This window comes from Amycolatopsis sp. NPDC051106 (genome assembly GCF_040682775.1).
In the GTDB taxonomy this organism is placed as follows: Bacteria; Actinomycetota; Actinomycetes; order Mycobacteriales; family Pseudonocardiaceae; genus Amycolatopsis.
In genome coordinates, this window is the sequence record NZ_JBFBBQ010000036.1 from 16469 (window position 1) to 29716 (window position 13248).

Genomic DNA, 13248 nt, shown 5'->3' on the forward strand with positions numbered 1-13248 from the left:
GCTGCCGGGCCGGTCCGGGACCTAGGGTAATGAGAACACGTTCTAGTTTACCGGTCCAGAGGAGGGTGTGGTGGAGCAGACCACGATCCCGGCCGTCGTCCGCGCTGCCGCCGCGAAGTTCGGCTCGGCGGAGGCGCTGGTCGACGGCACCCTGCGCCTCGGTTTCGACGACCTTCTGGAACGTGTTCAATCGGTCGCGCGGGCCTTCCTCGCCCGCGGTGTCCGGCCCGGCGACCGCGTCGCGATCACCCTGCCCAACACCCACCACTGGGTGCTGACGGCGCTCGGCGCGCTCTACGCGGGCGCGTCGCTGGTGCCGGTCAACACCCGGTTCACGGCCGCCGAGACCGTGGACCTGCTGGTCCGCAGCCGGGCGAAGGCCCTGGTCGTGGCGGCCGACTTCCTCGGCACCGACCGCCACGCCGCGATCGTGGCGACCGGCGCGGACCTGCCCGGCCTCGGCACCGTCGTCCGGGTCGCCCTGGACCAGCCGCACCGGCCGCTCGGGGACGCGCTCGGCTGGGACGAGTTCCTCGCGCTGGCGGACGGCGTACCGGTGGCCGAAGCCGAGGCACGCGCGGACGCGGTCCAGCCGGACGACGTGAGCGACATCCTGTTCACCTCGGGCACGACCGGCCGATCCAAAGGAGTCCTGTCGGCCCACCGCCAGGTCGTCGGCGTCGCCGCGGCCTGGGCGGAGTGCGGCCGGGTCACCGCCGACGACCGGTACCTGGTGATCAACCCGTTCTTCCACAGCTTCGGCTACAAGGCCGGGATCGTCGTCGGGCTGCTGACCGGCGCGACGATCGTGCCGCAGGCGGTGTTCGACGCGAAAGCCGCGCTGGCGGTGATCGACCGGGAACGGATCTCGGTGCTGCCGGGCGCGCCGACGATCTTCCAGTCCCTGCTGCACGAGCCGGACCGCGGGAACCTGTCCTCGCTGCGGCTCGCGGTCACCGGCGCCGCCGACGTGCCGGCGTCGCTCGTCCGGCGCATGCGTTCCGAGCTGGGCTTCGACATCGTCCTCACCGCCTACGGCCTCACCGAAGCCGTGGTGGTGACGATGTGCCGCCCGGGCGACGACGCGGAACTGGTCGCGAAGACGTCCGGCCGCGCGACGGCCGGGTTCGAGGTCGCGATCCAGGGTTCACCCGGCGAGGTCGTCCTGCGGGGGCCGAACGTGATGCTCGGCTACCTCGACGACCCGGAGGCCACCGCGAAGGCCATCGACGAAGACGGCTGGCTGCACACCGGCGACGTCGGCGAACTCGACGCCGATGGCAACCTCACGCTCACCGGCCGGCTCAAGGACATGTACATCTGCGGCGGCTTCAACGTCTACCCGGCCGAGGTCGAGCACGCGCTCACCGAGCTGGCCGGCGTCCGCGACGTCGCCGTGATCGGCGTCCCGGACGAGCGGCTCGGCGAGGTCGGCAAGGCCTTCGTCGTCGGCACCGGCCTCACCGAGACCGACGTGCTCGCGTTCTGCCGCGAACGGCTCGCCAACTACAAGACCCCGCGGTCCGTCGCGTTCCTGGACGCGCTGCCCCGCAACGCTTCCGGCAAGGTGCTGAAGCGGCTGCTCAGTGAGGAGACGAAATGAGTGAAGACGTCGTCCGCTACGAGCGCCGCGGGCCGGTCGCCGTGGTCACCATGAACCGGCCCGACTACCGCAACGCCCAGAACTCGGCGATGACCTACGCCCTCGACGACGCCTTCGCCCGCGCGGTGAACGACGCCGAGGTGAAGGTGATCGTGCTGGCGGGCGAAGGAAAGCACTTCTCCGCCGGCCACGACATCGGCAGCCCGGGCCGGGACGCCGACCAGTCGTTCGACCGGCGCGCGGTCCTGTGGTGGGACCACACCGACCGCGTGGGCGGCGACCAGCGGTTCGCCCGCGAGTCGGAGGTCTACCTGGGCATGTGCCGGCGCTGGCGGGAGATCCCGAAGCCGATGATCGCGAGCGTCCAGGGTGCCTGCATCGCGGGCGGGCTGATGCTCGCCTGGGTCTGCGACCTGATCGTGGCGGCCGACGACGCGTTCTTCGCCGACCCGGTGGTGCGCATGGGGATTCCCGGTGTCGAGTACTTCGCGCACCCGTGGGTGCTCGGGCCGCGGGCGGCGAAGGAGGTCCTGTTCACCGGCGAGCGCTTCACGGTCCAGCAGGCCAAGGAGTGGGGGATGGTCGCCCGGATCGTCCCGCGCGCGGAGCTCGAACAGCACACCCTCGAACTCGCGGAGAAGATCGGCGCGATGCCACCGTTCGGTCTCGCGCTGGCGAAGAAGGCCGTCAACCAGGCCGAAGACCTGATGGGACTGCGGTCCGGAATGGACTCGGTGTTCGGGCTCCATCACCTGGCGCACGCCCACAACGCGGAGACGTCGGAAGACGCGCTCGGCGGGCAGTCCGCGCGGTCCATGCGCGACGCGAACAAGGGGGCTTGATGGACCTCGACATCGACGAGGCGTCCGCGGCCTTCCGCGCCGAGGCAAGGGAATGGCTCGAGACGCACGTCCGGGCATTGCCGTCGATGGACACCGCCGAAGGCTTCGCGGCGCACCGCGAGTGGGAGGCCCAACTCGCCGAGGCGCGGTGGTCGGTCGTCTCGTGGCCGCGCGAGTACCACGGCCGGGACGCGTCGATGCTGCAGTGGCTGCTGTTCGAGGAGGAGTACTACGCGTCGGGCGCGCCGGGAAGGGTCAGCCAGAACGGCATCTTCATGCTGGGCCCGACGTTGTTCGCCCACGGCACGCAGGAGCAGCGCGACCGGATCCTGCCGCCGATGGCGCGGGGCGAGCAGGTCTGGGCGCAGGCGTGGTCGGAACCGGAAGCGGGCAGCGACATCGCGGCGTTGCGCAGCACGGCGGTGCGGACAGACGGCGGCTGGCGGCTCTCCGGGCAGAAGACCTGGAGCTCGCGGGCGGCCTTCGCCGATCGCGCGTTCGGCTTGTTCCGCACGGATCCCGACGCGCGGCGCCATCACGGCCTGACCTACTTCATGGCCGACCTGCGCGCCGAGGGCGTCACGGTCCGGCCGATCCCGCAGCTCGACGGCGAGCCCGGGTTCGCCGAGATCTTCTTCGACGACGTGTTCGTGCCCGACGAGGACGTGATCGGGGAGGTGGGGCAGGGCTGGCGGGTCGCGATGACGACCGCCAACAACGAACGCGGGCTGTCGCTGCGCAGCCCCGGCCGGTTCCTCGCCGCCGCGGACCGGCTCGTGGAGCTGTGGCGTTCGCGGAGCTCCCCACCGTCCACTCAGGACCGCGTCGCCGACGCCTGGATCGGGGCCCGCGCCTACCAGCTCTACACGTTCGGCACGGTGAGCCGCCTCGCCGACGGCGGCGAGCTGGGCCCGGAGTCCAGCGTGAACAAGCTGTTCTGGTCGCACCTGGACGTCGAACTGCACGAGACGGCTCTGGACGTGCTCGGCCCGGCCGCCGAGACCGAGCCGGACTGGGTGGACGGCTACCTCTTCTCCCTCGCCGGGCCCATTTACGGCGGCACGGACCAGATCCAGCGCAATACGATCGCCGAGCGGCTGCTGAAACTGCCGAGGGAGGCGCGCCGATGAAGTTCCAGCTGTCGCCGGAGCAGCGTCAGTTCTCCGCGTCTCTGCACGACCTGCTGGGCGGCGCGGACACCGCCGCGGTGGCGCGGGCCTGGGCCGCCGGGTCGCCCGAGCGCGGGTTGAAACTGCTGCGCGCGCTCGCCGATCTCGGTGTCCCCGCGTTGCTGGTCGACGAGGAGCACGGCGGGCTCGGCGGGTCCGCGGTCGACCTGGTGGTCGCCTTCGAAGCGCTCGGCTACCACGCCGTGCCCGGCCCGCTGGTCGAAACGGCCGCCGTCGCCCCCGCGGTGCTGACCGGCGACCGGCTCACCGCGCTCGCCGGGGGTGACCTCCTGGCTACGGTCGTCGCGCCACCGGAGGTGCCGCTCGCCCTGGACGCCGACGTCGCCGGGGCAGTCCTGGACCTCAACGAAGGCGAGGTCGCGGGCGTCGGGATCGAGCTCGTCCCGTCGATCGACCCGGCCCGGCGGCTGTTCCGGATCACCGGGACCACCCGGACCACCGCCGCCGATCCGGTCGCCTTCGACCGGGGCGTCCTGGCCGTGTCCGCCCAGCTGCTCGGCGCGGGCCAGTGGCTCCTCGACGCCTCCGTCGCCTACGCGAAACAGCGCAGCCAGTACGGCCGGGCCATCGGCGAGTACCAGGCGGTCAAGCACCTGCTCGCCGACGTCGTGACGCAGCTCGAACTCGCCCGGCCGCTGCTGTACGGCGCGGCCGTCGCCGGGGACACGTTCGCCCGGGACGTCTCGGCGGCGAAGGTCATGGCGGCCGACGCCGCGTACCTCGCCGCGCGCACGGCCCTCCAGGTGCACGGCGCCATCGGCTACACCGCCGAACACGACCTCGGCCTCCGGCTGACCAAGGTGCGGGCCCTGGCCGGGGCCTGGGGCACCGGCTCGTTCCACCGCGCACGCGTGCTGGCGGCGCTGCGATGACGGATCCTTTCAAGTCGGAAGAGTGCGTCGCCCTGCGGGACGCGGTGCGGTCGCTGCTGGCCCGCCGGTCGGGACCGGCGGCGGTGCGGGCCGCGATGGAGTCGCCGCTCGGGTACGACGACAAGCTCTGGTCGACGCTGTGCGAGCAGATCGGCGTCGCCGCCCTCGCGATCCCCGAGCACTACGGCGGCGTGGGCGCCGGCCTGGCCGAGGCGTGCGTGGTCCTGGAAGAGCTCGGCCGCACGCTGACGCCGGCGCCGATACTCGGCTCCGCCGTGGTGTGCGGCGAAGCGTTGCTGCGCACCGGAAACGACGAAGCCTGCGAACGGCTGCTGCCGGGGATCGCCGCGGGCACGACCCTCGCCGCGCTGGCCTGGTCCGGCGAAGACTGGTCGCCGGGCTTGACCGCGTCGGAAGCCGGTCTCGACGGCCGCGCCCACTACGTCCTCGACGGCGACCTCGCCGACGTCCTCTTGGCCGTGGCCCGGACGCCCGAGGGCATGGGAATGTTCGAAGTCCCGCTCGACGGCGTGCGCCGGGAGCGCGTCACCACGCTCGACCCGACCCGTCGGCTGGCGGTGGCCGAGTTCGCGTCGACCCCGGCCCGGCGCCTCGACACCGACGGCTTCGACCTGCGGAGGCTGCTGGACACGGCGGTCGTCGCCGTTGCCGCGGAACAGGTCGGCGCGGCCGCCCGCGCGCTGGAACTGACGGTGGAGTACACGAAGCAACGCCGTCAGTTCGGCCGGCCGATCGGGTCGTTCCAGGCGCTGAAGCACCGGATGGCCGACGTGCACGTCCACGTCGAAGCGGCCCGCTCGGCGCTGTACGCGGCCGTGGTGGACGGCGACGCCGAAGCCGTGACGACCGCGAAAGTCGTGTGCGGCGAAGCATTTTCGCACGCGGCGGCGGAGATGATCCAGCTGCACGGCGGCATCGCGATCACCTGGGAGCACGACGCCCACCTGTACTTCAAGCGTGCCCACGGGACTGCCTCGTTGTTCGGCGATCCCGGGCGTGCACTGACCTGAGCCGTTTCGCCAGGCTGCTTTCAGGGCCGGGCGAGGATTCCCGCGGTGGCCAGCGTGACTCGTTTGCGCGCGGCCGCCTCGTCGTCGCCGAACCGGTCGACGGCCCACGACAGCGCGAGCACCAGCTCGTACACCTCGGTCGCGGTGACCGGGCCGGCCAGCTCGCCGGCGGCTTTCGCCGAGTCGAGGAGCCGTTCGGTCCGCTCGAGCAGCGGATCGTAGGCCGGTTTCATCGGCGACTCGGCGTCCTGCAACGCGGTGGCCAAGCAGTAGGGCAGGTCGTGCCAGATACGCAACCGCCAGGTCAGCAGCACCAGCCACGCGGCGAGCGCCTCGCGTGGGGAGAGGGTGCGGGACAGCTCGTCGGCCTCGGCGAGCGCCTCGGTGATGCTGGTCGCGACGACGGCGGCGAGCAGGTCGTCGCGGGTCGGGAAGTGGCGGTAGAGGGTGGCGTTGCCGACCCCCGCGCGCAGGGCGATGCCGTCGAGCGAGGTCAGCGCGCCCTCGGCCTCGAAGATCTCGCGGGCCGCGTCGACGATCGCGTCGCGGTTGCGCTGAGCGTCGGCGCGCAGCTTCCGGACAGTGGCCATCGACACTCCTCCTGGCTAAGTGGGGAGTATCCCCGCATACTGAATCCGGGGATGCTCCCCACTTGACAAGGAGTCTAGATGAGTCACTCACTCGACGGCCGCACGGTGCTCGTGACCGGCGCCAACGGCGGTCTCGGCGAACAGTTCGTGCGGCAGGCGCTGGAGCGGGGCGCGGCGAAGGTCTACGCCACCGCCCGCGCCCCGAAGCACCGGGACGACGCCCGCGTGCAGTCGCTCGCCCTCGACCTCACCGATCCGGAAAGCGTCGCGCGGGCCGCAGCGGCCGCGACGGACGTCGACCTGCTGGTCAACAACGCGGCCGTCGCGCCCGCCGGCGACTCCATCTCCGGGCCGGAGGACGAGCTCCGCCGGATCTTCGAGACCAACTTCTTCGGCACCCTCCGCGTCGCCAACGCCTTCACCCCGGTGCTGGCGGCCAACGGCGGCGGCACACTGCTGAACATCCTGTCCGCGGCGGCCTGGATCAACATCCCGACCGGCTACGCGGCGTCGAAGGCGGCGATGTGGTCGGCCACCAACGCGCTGCGAACCGAACTCGGCCCGCGCGGCACGCAGGTCGTCGGCCTGCTCGTCGGCATGGTCGACACTCCGATGTCGGTGCGTTGGGACGTGCCCAAGGTCAGCGCCGACAGCGTCGTGGCCCAGGCCTACGACGCCGTCGCCGACGGTTCGATCGAGGTGCTGGCCGACGAGCCCACGCGGCTCCTGAAGTCCCGGCTGGGCACCAAGGCCGAGGAGCTGTACCCCTGGCTGGACGAACAGCTCGCCGCCTTCGTGCCCTGATCCGCGGCCGGCCCCGTCGCCGTCAAGACAGGTGGTGCACCTCCTGCAGTCCGTAGACCGGTGTCGGGATGACTTCGGCCCGGGCTTTGAGCTGCAGGGCCAGGTAGAGCGAGTAGTGGCGGGACTGGTGCAGGTTCCCGCCGTGGAACCACAGGCCGTCCTGCCGGGTGGGCTTCCACATGTTCCGCTGCTCGCCCTCCCACGGGCCCGGGTCCTTCGTCGTGTCGGACCCGAGGCCCCACACCTTGCCGACCTTGTCCGCGACCTCCTGGCTGATCAGGTCCGCCGCCCAGCCGTTCATCGAGCCGTAGCCGGTCGCGTAGACGACGAGGTCGGCCTCCAGTTCGGTGCCGTCTTCGAGCTTCACCGAGTTCTCCGTCAGCTCGACGACCTGGCCGTGCGCGAGCTTGACGTCGCCGTCGGCCACGAGGTCCGCGGCGCCGACGTCGATGTAGTAGCCGGATCCGCGCCGCAGGTACTTCATGAACAGGCCGGAGTCGTCGTCGCCCCAGTCGTGCCGGAAGCCCGCGGCTTCGAGGCGGTCGTAGAACTCCTGGTCGCGTTCCTTGATCGCCGCGTACACCGGCTGCTGGAACGTGTGCATGATCCGGTAGGGGAGCGAGGCGAAGGTCAGGTCCGCCTTCTGCGTCGTCATCCCGGCGGCGAGCGCGCGTTCCGAGTAGAGGTCGCCCAGCCCGAGGTCCATCAGCGAGTCGGACTTCACGATGTGCGTCGAGCTGCGCTGGACCATCGTCACGTCGGCGCCGGCTTCCCACAGCGCGCCGCAGATGTCGAACGCGGAGTTGTTGGACCCGATGATCACGGCCTTCTTGCCGCGGTAGGCGTCCGGCCCCGGGTGCTGGGAGCTGTGGTGCTGCTCGCCGCGGAAGCGGTCCTGGCCGGGCAGCACCGGGACGTTCGGCTTGCCCGACATGCCGGTCGCGAGCACGAGCTGCTTCGGCTTGAGGACGACTTCGTCGCCGTCGCGGTCGAGGACGACCGTCCATTCTTTCGTTTCTTCGTCGTAGGAGGCGCTCTTGCAGGTCGTCGACGACCAGTAGTTCACCTCCATGACCTTCGTGTACATCTCGAGCCAGTCGGCGATCTTGTCCTTCGGCGCGAAGACCGGCCAGGTGCGCGGGAAGTCGAGGTAGGGCAGGTGGTCGTACCAGACGGGGTCGTGCAGGCACAGCGACTTGTAGCGGCCGCGCCACTGGTCGCCGGGGCGGGCGTGGCGGTCCACGACGACGTGCGGGACGCCGAGCTGACGCAGCCGGGCGCCCAGTGCGATCCCGCCCTGCCCGCCGCCGATGACGACGACGTACGGCTGCCGCGTCGTGCCCAGTTCGGCCGCTTCCGCCTCCCGTGCCTCGGACCACGTCACGCGCTCGCGGTTGACGCCGTGCTCGGCGCCCTTGGGCCGGGCCGTGCCGAGCGGCTCCTCGTGGCCCTTGAGCTCGTAGAGCGTCGTGAGGAAGGTGAACGCGCCTTCGTCGGTGAGCCGCAGGTGCCCGCGGCCGCGGCCGACGGCGGTTTCGAACCCGATCCACGCGTCGACGACACCGTCGGCCTCGGTCGGCTCTTCGGTGGCGTGGAAGCCGCGGGCGTCGGCGGTGTCCATGGTCGCCAGGAGGAGATCCTTGACGCCGTCCCGGTTTTCGACCGTCTTGAGGTTCCAGGTGAACGCGATCAGGTCGCGCCAGAACGACGTCGTGGCGAAGAGGGCGGCGGCCCGGTCGGCGTCCCGGGCCGCGAGCGCGGCCTCGAAGTCGGCGAGCCAGTTTTCGACGCGCCGGCGGGCATCGACGGCCGCGGCCGGTTCGAGGGTCTGGGTCATGAGCGGACCTCCCCTGTCGGGCACCGTCCTCGTCGACGGCGCGTCCGAGCAGCCAACCTCGGCGGGCCGGGTCCGCGTAAGGGTTGCCCTAGGGTTGCATCAGCACGACTTCGACACCGGGCGCGACGCGGTACGGGCGGGCGAGCAGCAGACCGCCGATGAGCTTGCGCAGCCGCGACAGTTCCGCGCGGACGGTCACCAGGTGCGTGCGGTCGCCGTAGAGCGTCTCCGACAGCTGCGCGGCCGACACCCCGGCCGGGCCCGCGGTCGCGATCAGCCGCAGCAGGTCCGCCTGCCGCTTGCCCAGCGGGTGCGTCCACCGCGCCGAGCCTTCGACGATCGCGCGCGGCGGGTCGAATTCCAGGGTGAGCTTCAGGGTTTCGCGCCGGCTCGGCCGCAGCAGCCAGCCGCCGGGTACCGGCTCGGGCTCGCACGCCCCGATGCCGCGGACCGCGACGGGGACGCCGTGGCGGGGCGCGGCGACGCGGTCGATCCCGAAGACGCCGCTCCGGGCGGCGACCCAGCCGTGGTCGTCGACGACCAGCCCGGTCCCGCCCGCGAGGACGTGCCCGGACAGCTGCCGGAGGCCTTCGAGCCGGGCCTCGTGCCGCTGCCGCAGGACGGCTTCGGCCAGCCGCACCGACGTCCCGACCAGGGCGACGGTCATCGGGTGGACGGTCTCGGCCGGCCCGCTGACGTCGACGATCCCGAGCAGCTCGCCGGTCCGCGGGTCGTGCACGGGGTAGGCCGTGCAGGCCCACGAGTGGTGGGAGCGCACGAAGTGCTCGGCGGCGAACATCTGCACCGGGGCGGCCTCGGCCAGCGCCGTCCCGATCGCGTTGCTGCCGATCGCGGGCTCGGACCAGGTGGCGCCTTCGGTGAAGCCGAGCGAATCGGCCCGGTGCCGCACGCCGCGGGCGCCTTCGCGCCAGAGGACGACGCCGTCGGCGTCGGTGACGACCATCAGGTGGTGCGCGTCTTCGGCGACCGACGTCAGCGCGCCGCGGAGCTCGGGGAGGACTTCGCCGAGCCGGCTGCCGGTCCGCCGCCGTTCGACCTCGGCGGCGCCGACGGGATCGGGCGCGGGCGGCCGGTCCGGATCGACACCCTGTGCGGCGACGCGACGCCACGAGCGTTCGACCAGCCGCCTCGGCGCGGTCCGGGGCGCCCGCCCGGCGAGGACGGCGTCGTGGATGCCGGCGAGCAGCCGGGCGTGCCCGGCGACGTCGGTGCCGGGCCGGACCGCGCAGACTTCGTCGTCCACCGCCACCTCCTGGGCCGGCTTCACGGTAACCCGGCAGAGCGGGGTAGAGGCAACCTTCACGCAACGCTCCCGTACCCAGCCAGTCGGCTCGCGTACCCAGGCAGTCGGCTCGCGTACCCAGAGGGTCGGCTCACGACTCGCGCTGGCCGACCCTCCAGGTACGTGAGCCGACTGTCCAGGTACGCGAGCCGACCCTCCAGGTACGCGAGTTGGCCGGGTGTCAGCCGGTGAGGCGGGCGGGGGAGCCCGGGAGCTCGCGGTTCGCCTCGTCCAGGCCGGTGGCCACCGTGCGGCACGGATCGCAGCCCGCGATGTGGTCGGTGACGACGCTCGCTCGACGCGGGGACAGCGCGCCCCGGACCCACGCGCCCATGCGCCGGCGCGGTTCGCGGCAGACCGGCTCCTCCGCGTCGGGGACCTGGACCTGGAGGTACGCCTGGCGCAACCCCTCGCGCGCCCGCTTCGCCAGCGCCGACACGCTGTTCGGCGTCAGGCCCAGCAGCGGCGCGGCCTCCGTCGGCGTGTCGCCTTCGGCCTCGGTTCGCCAGAGCACCGTCCGCCACCGGCCCGGCAGCGTGCAGTACGCCGACCACACGAGCTTCTCGTTCGACCGGTGCAGGGCCAGCTCGTCGGCGCCGCTCGACGGCGTCTCGGGGACCGTCTCGCACAGCTCGACCCGGCTGCGCTGCCGGCCCCACCGCGCCACGAGGTTCCGCAGCGTCACGACCAAGTACGGCCGCAGGTCACCTTCGGGGCCGCCGCCCGCGTGCACGACGGCCAGCACGCGGACGAACGTCTCGGCCACCAGGTCGTCGCGTTCCGCGGGCTGCACCGCCCACGCCGCCGCGGTCCGGCGCAGCGGCTCGGCGTGCCGGCGGAACAGGGCGCCGGCGGCGTCGAAGTCGCCCGCGCGGAGGGCGGCGAGCAGCACGGCGTCCGGCGGCTCCTCGTCGGCGTTGCTCATCGTCACTCTCCGCGACCCGCTGGCACCCAAAGTAAGAGGTACGGCATCGTACGCCATAGTGCCACCCGCCGGTACACTCCGGCCGATGACATCGACGGACACGCCGCGCCCGCCCGACGGCCGGGCCGCGCGGTGGGCCGGCCAGCGCGACCGCCGCCGGCGCGAGTTCGTCGAGGCGGGCCTGCGCGCGATCGCCCGGCACGGGCCCGAGGTGTCCACCGAGCAGATCGCCGACGAAGCCGGCGTCGCCCGCACCCGCCTCTACCGCCACTTCGACGGCGCCGCCGACCTGCAGCACGCGATCGCCGTCCGGGTCGCGGAGCTGATCACCGCGGAGTTCGCGCCCTTGTGGAACCCGAGCGGCACGCCGATGGAGCTGATCCGCACGGCGATCGGCGCGCACACCCGCTGGCTGGCCGAGCACGGCTCGCTCTACCGCTACCTGACCCGGCACGCGATGGACGGCGCGCCCGACGTCTTCGCCGACGGCAAGACCGCCATCGCGCGGCAGCTGACCGTGGTGTTCGAGCACTACCTCGGACTGTTCGGAGTGGACACCCGCGTCTGCGAAGCGGTCGCCTTCGGGCTGGTCGGGCTGGTGGAATCGAGCACTTCGCGCTGGCTGGAGAACCCGCGCGGCGTCGAGCGCGCCGAGCTGGCCGCGCTGCTGGCGCGCTGGGTGTGGCGGATCGTCGACGACACCCTGCGCGCCGGCGGCCTCGAGCTCGACCCGCACACCGAGCTGGCGGCGGCCGACCTCACCTGAAGTGTCCACTGTGGACTCCTGGTGCGTGTTCGCGCCAAAGCCCTTACGATCGCCGGACACACGGGAGCGGGGGAGCGGATGGGCATCGGCACCTGGCTGGTCACCATCGGCGTCGTGCTGGCGCTGCTCGCGGTCGACCTCGTGCTCGCCGCGGTCCGGCCGCACCGGGTCCGGTTCGCCGAAGCCGTCGCGTGGTCGGTGGGCTACATCCTGGTCGCGGTCGTGTTCGGCGTCTGGCTGACGCTGGCCCACGGCGGTGAGCTCGGCACCGAGTACTTCGCCGGCTACATCGTCGAGAAGAGCCTCTCGGTCGACAACCTCTTCGTGTTCGTGATCATCATGACGACGTTCGCCGTCCCGGAGGAGCACCAGCACAAGGTGCTCACGTTCGGGATCATCCTCGCGCTCGTGATGCGCGGGATCTTCATCGTCCTCGGCGCGACGCTCCTCGCGCTGTTCTCCTTCATGTTCCTGCTCTTCGGGCTGCTGCTGATCTACACCGGCGTGCAGCTGTTCCGGCACCGCGACGCCGACCCCGACATCGAGCACAACGTCGTGGTCCGGACGGCCCGGCGGCTCCTGCCCGTCTCCGACGCCTACGACGGCGGCCGGCTGCTCACCCGCGCCGGTGGACGCCGGATGGTGACGCCGCTCGTGGTGGTGCTGGTCGCGATCGGCGGCGTCGACCTCCTGTTCGCCCTCGACTCGATCCCCGCGGTCTTCGGTGTCACCGAGGAGCCGTACATCGTGTTCGCCGCGAACGCGTTCGCGCTGCTCGGCCTGCGAGCCCTGTACTTCCTGGTGAAGGGCCTGCTCGACCGGCTCGTGTACCTCTCGGCCGGGCTCGCGGTGATCCTCGCGTTCATCGGGGCGAAGCTGATCCTGCACTGGGCGCACGTCGACCTGGACCCGCGCGTCCCGGAGATCGCGACGCCGGTGAGCCTGGCGGTGATCATCGGCGTCCTGGCCGTCGTGACGGTCGCCAGCTTGATCAAGACGCGCCGTGACCCGGCCGCCAAGGCGCACCCGGGTTCCCTGCGGGCGTCGCCAGAAGCATCAGACCGCGAAGACCTGTGAGTCGTCCGCGAAGGCTTTGAACTCCAGCGCGTTCCCGGCGGGGTCGAGCAGGAACATCGTCCACTGCTCGCCGGCCTGGCCTTCGAAGCGGACGTAGGGTTCGATCACGAACTGCGTCCCGGCGGCGCGCAGCCGCTCGGCGAGCGCCTTGAACTGCTCGACCTCGAGGATCAGGCCGAAGTGCGGTACCGGCACGTCGTGGCCGTCGACGGGGTTGTGGACGCGCTGCGGCCGCTCCGGCGCCAGGTGCGTCACGAACTGGTGGCCGTGCAGGTTCCAGTCGACCCACGTGTCGGCGCTGCGGCCCTGGGCGAGGCCGAGGACTTCGCCGTAGAAGCGGCGGGCGGCGGCCAGGTCGTCGACCGGCATGGCGAGGTGGAAGCGGGGAATCGTCATGTCTGAATGTTA

General features: G+C 72.1%; 13 protein-coding genes. 8 read left to right on the forward strand and 5 right to left on the reverse strand.

The genetic code is table 11. From position 1 onward, the window contains the following. Positions 1 to 70: 70 nt before the first annotated feature. Genes AB0M83_RS25410 through AB0M83_RS25430 form a run of 5 tightly spaced genes read left to right on the forward strand, consistent with a single transcriptional unit; the run spans position 71 to position 5538 of the window. Positions 71 to 1603: a FadD3 family acyl-CoA ligase gene (locus AB0M83_RS25410; protein ID WP_364520823.1), complete on the forward strand. Its 1533-nt coding sequence runs from the start codon at positions 71 to 73 to the stop codon at positions 1601 to 1603. Then, a complete protein-coding gene (locus AB0M83_RS25415) occupies positions 1600 to 2445 on the forward strand; it encodes an enoyl-CoA hydratase (RefSeq protein ID WP_364520824.1) in 846 nt (281 codons plus the stop codon). The genes AB0M83_RS25410 and AB0M83_RS25415 overlap by 4 nt, the downstream gene beginning before the upstream one ends. After that, positions 2445 to 3575 carry an acyl-CoA dehydrogenase family protein gene (locus tag AB0M83_RS25420; RefSeq protein WP_364520825.1) on the forward strand — a complete coding sequence of 377 codons (1131 nt, stop codon included), beginning with the start codon at positions 2445 to 2447 and terminating at the stop codon, positions 3573 to 3575. Before AB0M83_RS25415 ends, AB0M83_RS25420 begins: the two co-directional genes overlap by 1 nt. Further along, positions 3572 to 4507 (forward strand): acyl-CoA dehydrogenase family protein, encoded by a 936-nt coding sequence (locus AB0M83_RS25425; RefSeq protein ID WP_364520826.1) that lies wholly within the window; start codon positions 3572 to 3574, stop codon positions 4505 to 4507. The genes AB0M83_RS25420 and AB0M83_RS25425 overlap by 4 nt, the downstream gene beginning before the upstream one ends. Beyond that, positions 4504 to 5538: an acyl-CoA dehydrogenase family protein gene (locus AB0M83_RS25430; RefSeq protein WP_364520827.1), complete on the forward strand. Its 1035-nt coding sequence runs from the start codon at positions 4504 to 4506 to the stop codon at positions 5536 to 5538. Before AB0M83_RS25425 ends, AB0M83_RS25430 begins: the two co-directional genes overlap by 4 nt. Before the next feature lie 20 nt (positions 5539 to 5558). On the opposite strand, the gene AB0M83_RS25435 is transcribed toward AB0M83_RS25430, so the two are convergent. Further along, positions 5559 to 6128, reverse strand: coding sequence for a helix-turn-helix domain-containing protein (locus AB0M83_RS25435; RefSeq protein ID WP_364520828.1), 570 nt, complete (start codon positions 6126 to 6128; stop codon positions 5559 to 5561). A 78-nt stretch (positions 6129 to 6206) separates the two neighbouring features. On the opposite strand from AB0M83_RS25435, the gene AB0M83_RS25440 reads away from it, so the two are divergent. Further along, positions 6207 to 6932, forward strand: a complete 726-nt coding sequence (locus tag AB0M83_RS25440) for an SDR family oxidoreductase (RefSeq protein WP_364520829.1) — start codon at positions 6207 to 6209, stop codon at positions 6930 to 6932. 22 nt (positions 6933 to 6954) lie between these two features. On the opposite strand, the gene AB0M83_RS25445 is transcribed toward AB0M83_RS25440, so the two are convergent. The 3 genes from AB0M83_RS25445 to AB0M83_RS25455 all read right to left on the reverse strand — a co-directional run bounded on the left by AB0M83_RS25445 (position 6955) and on the right by AB0M83_RS25455 (position 10997). Beyond that, complete coding sequence (locus tag AB0M83_RS25445; protein ID WP_364520830.1) at positions 6955 to 8769, reverse strand: NAD(P)/FAD-dependent oxidoreductase; 1815 nt, start codon at positions 8767 to 8769, stop codon at positions 6955 to 6957. Between the two features lie 88 nt (positions 8770 to 8857). Beyond that, on the reverse strand, positions 8858 to 10033 hold the full coding sequence (locus AB0M83_RS25450; protein ID WP_364520831.1) for a GAF domain-containing protein: 1176 nt from the start codon (positions 10031 to 10033) through the stop codon (positions 8858 to 8860). Between the two features lie 220 nt (positions 10034 to 10253). Then, positions 10254 to 10997 carry a sigma-70 family RNA polymerase sigma factor gene (locus AB0M83_RS25455; RefSeq protein ID WP_364520832.1) on the reverse strand — a complete coding sequence of 248 codons (744 nt, stop codon included), beginning with the start codon at positions 10995 to 10997 and terminating at the stop codon, positions 10254 to 10256. An 85-nt stretch (positions 10998 to 11082) separates the two neighbouring features. Between AB0M83_RS25455 and AB0M83_RS25460 the strand changes: the two genes are divergently transcribed. Together AB0M83_RS25460 and AB0M83_RS25465 are read left to right on the forward strand one after the other, a co-directional pair. Beyond that, complete coding sequence (locus AB0M83_RS25460) at positions 11083 to 11763, forward strand: TetR/AcrR family transcriptional regulator (protein ID WP_364520833.1); 681 nt, start codon at positions 11083 to 11085, stop codon at positions 11761 to 11763. Between the two features lie 78 nt (positions 11764 to 11841). Beyond that, complete coding sequence (locus AB0M83_RS25465; RefSeq protein WP_364520834.1) at positions 11842 to 12840, forward strand: TerC/Alx family metal homeostasis membrane protein; 999 nt, start codon at positions 11842 to 11844, stop codon at positions 12838 to 12840. Here AB0M83_RS25465 and AB0M83_RS25470 read toward each other — a convergent pair. Next, entirely contained in the window at positions 12820 to 13236 is a 417-nt protein-coding gene (locus tag AB0M83_RS25470) for a VOC family protein (RefSeq protein WP_364520835.1), read from the reverse strand. The two genes, AB0M83_RS25465 and AB0M83_RS25470, sit on opposite strands and share 21 nt — an antisense overlap. Positions 13237 to 13248 lie beyond the last annotated feature (12 nt).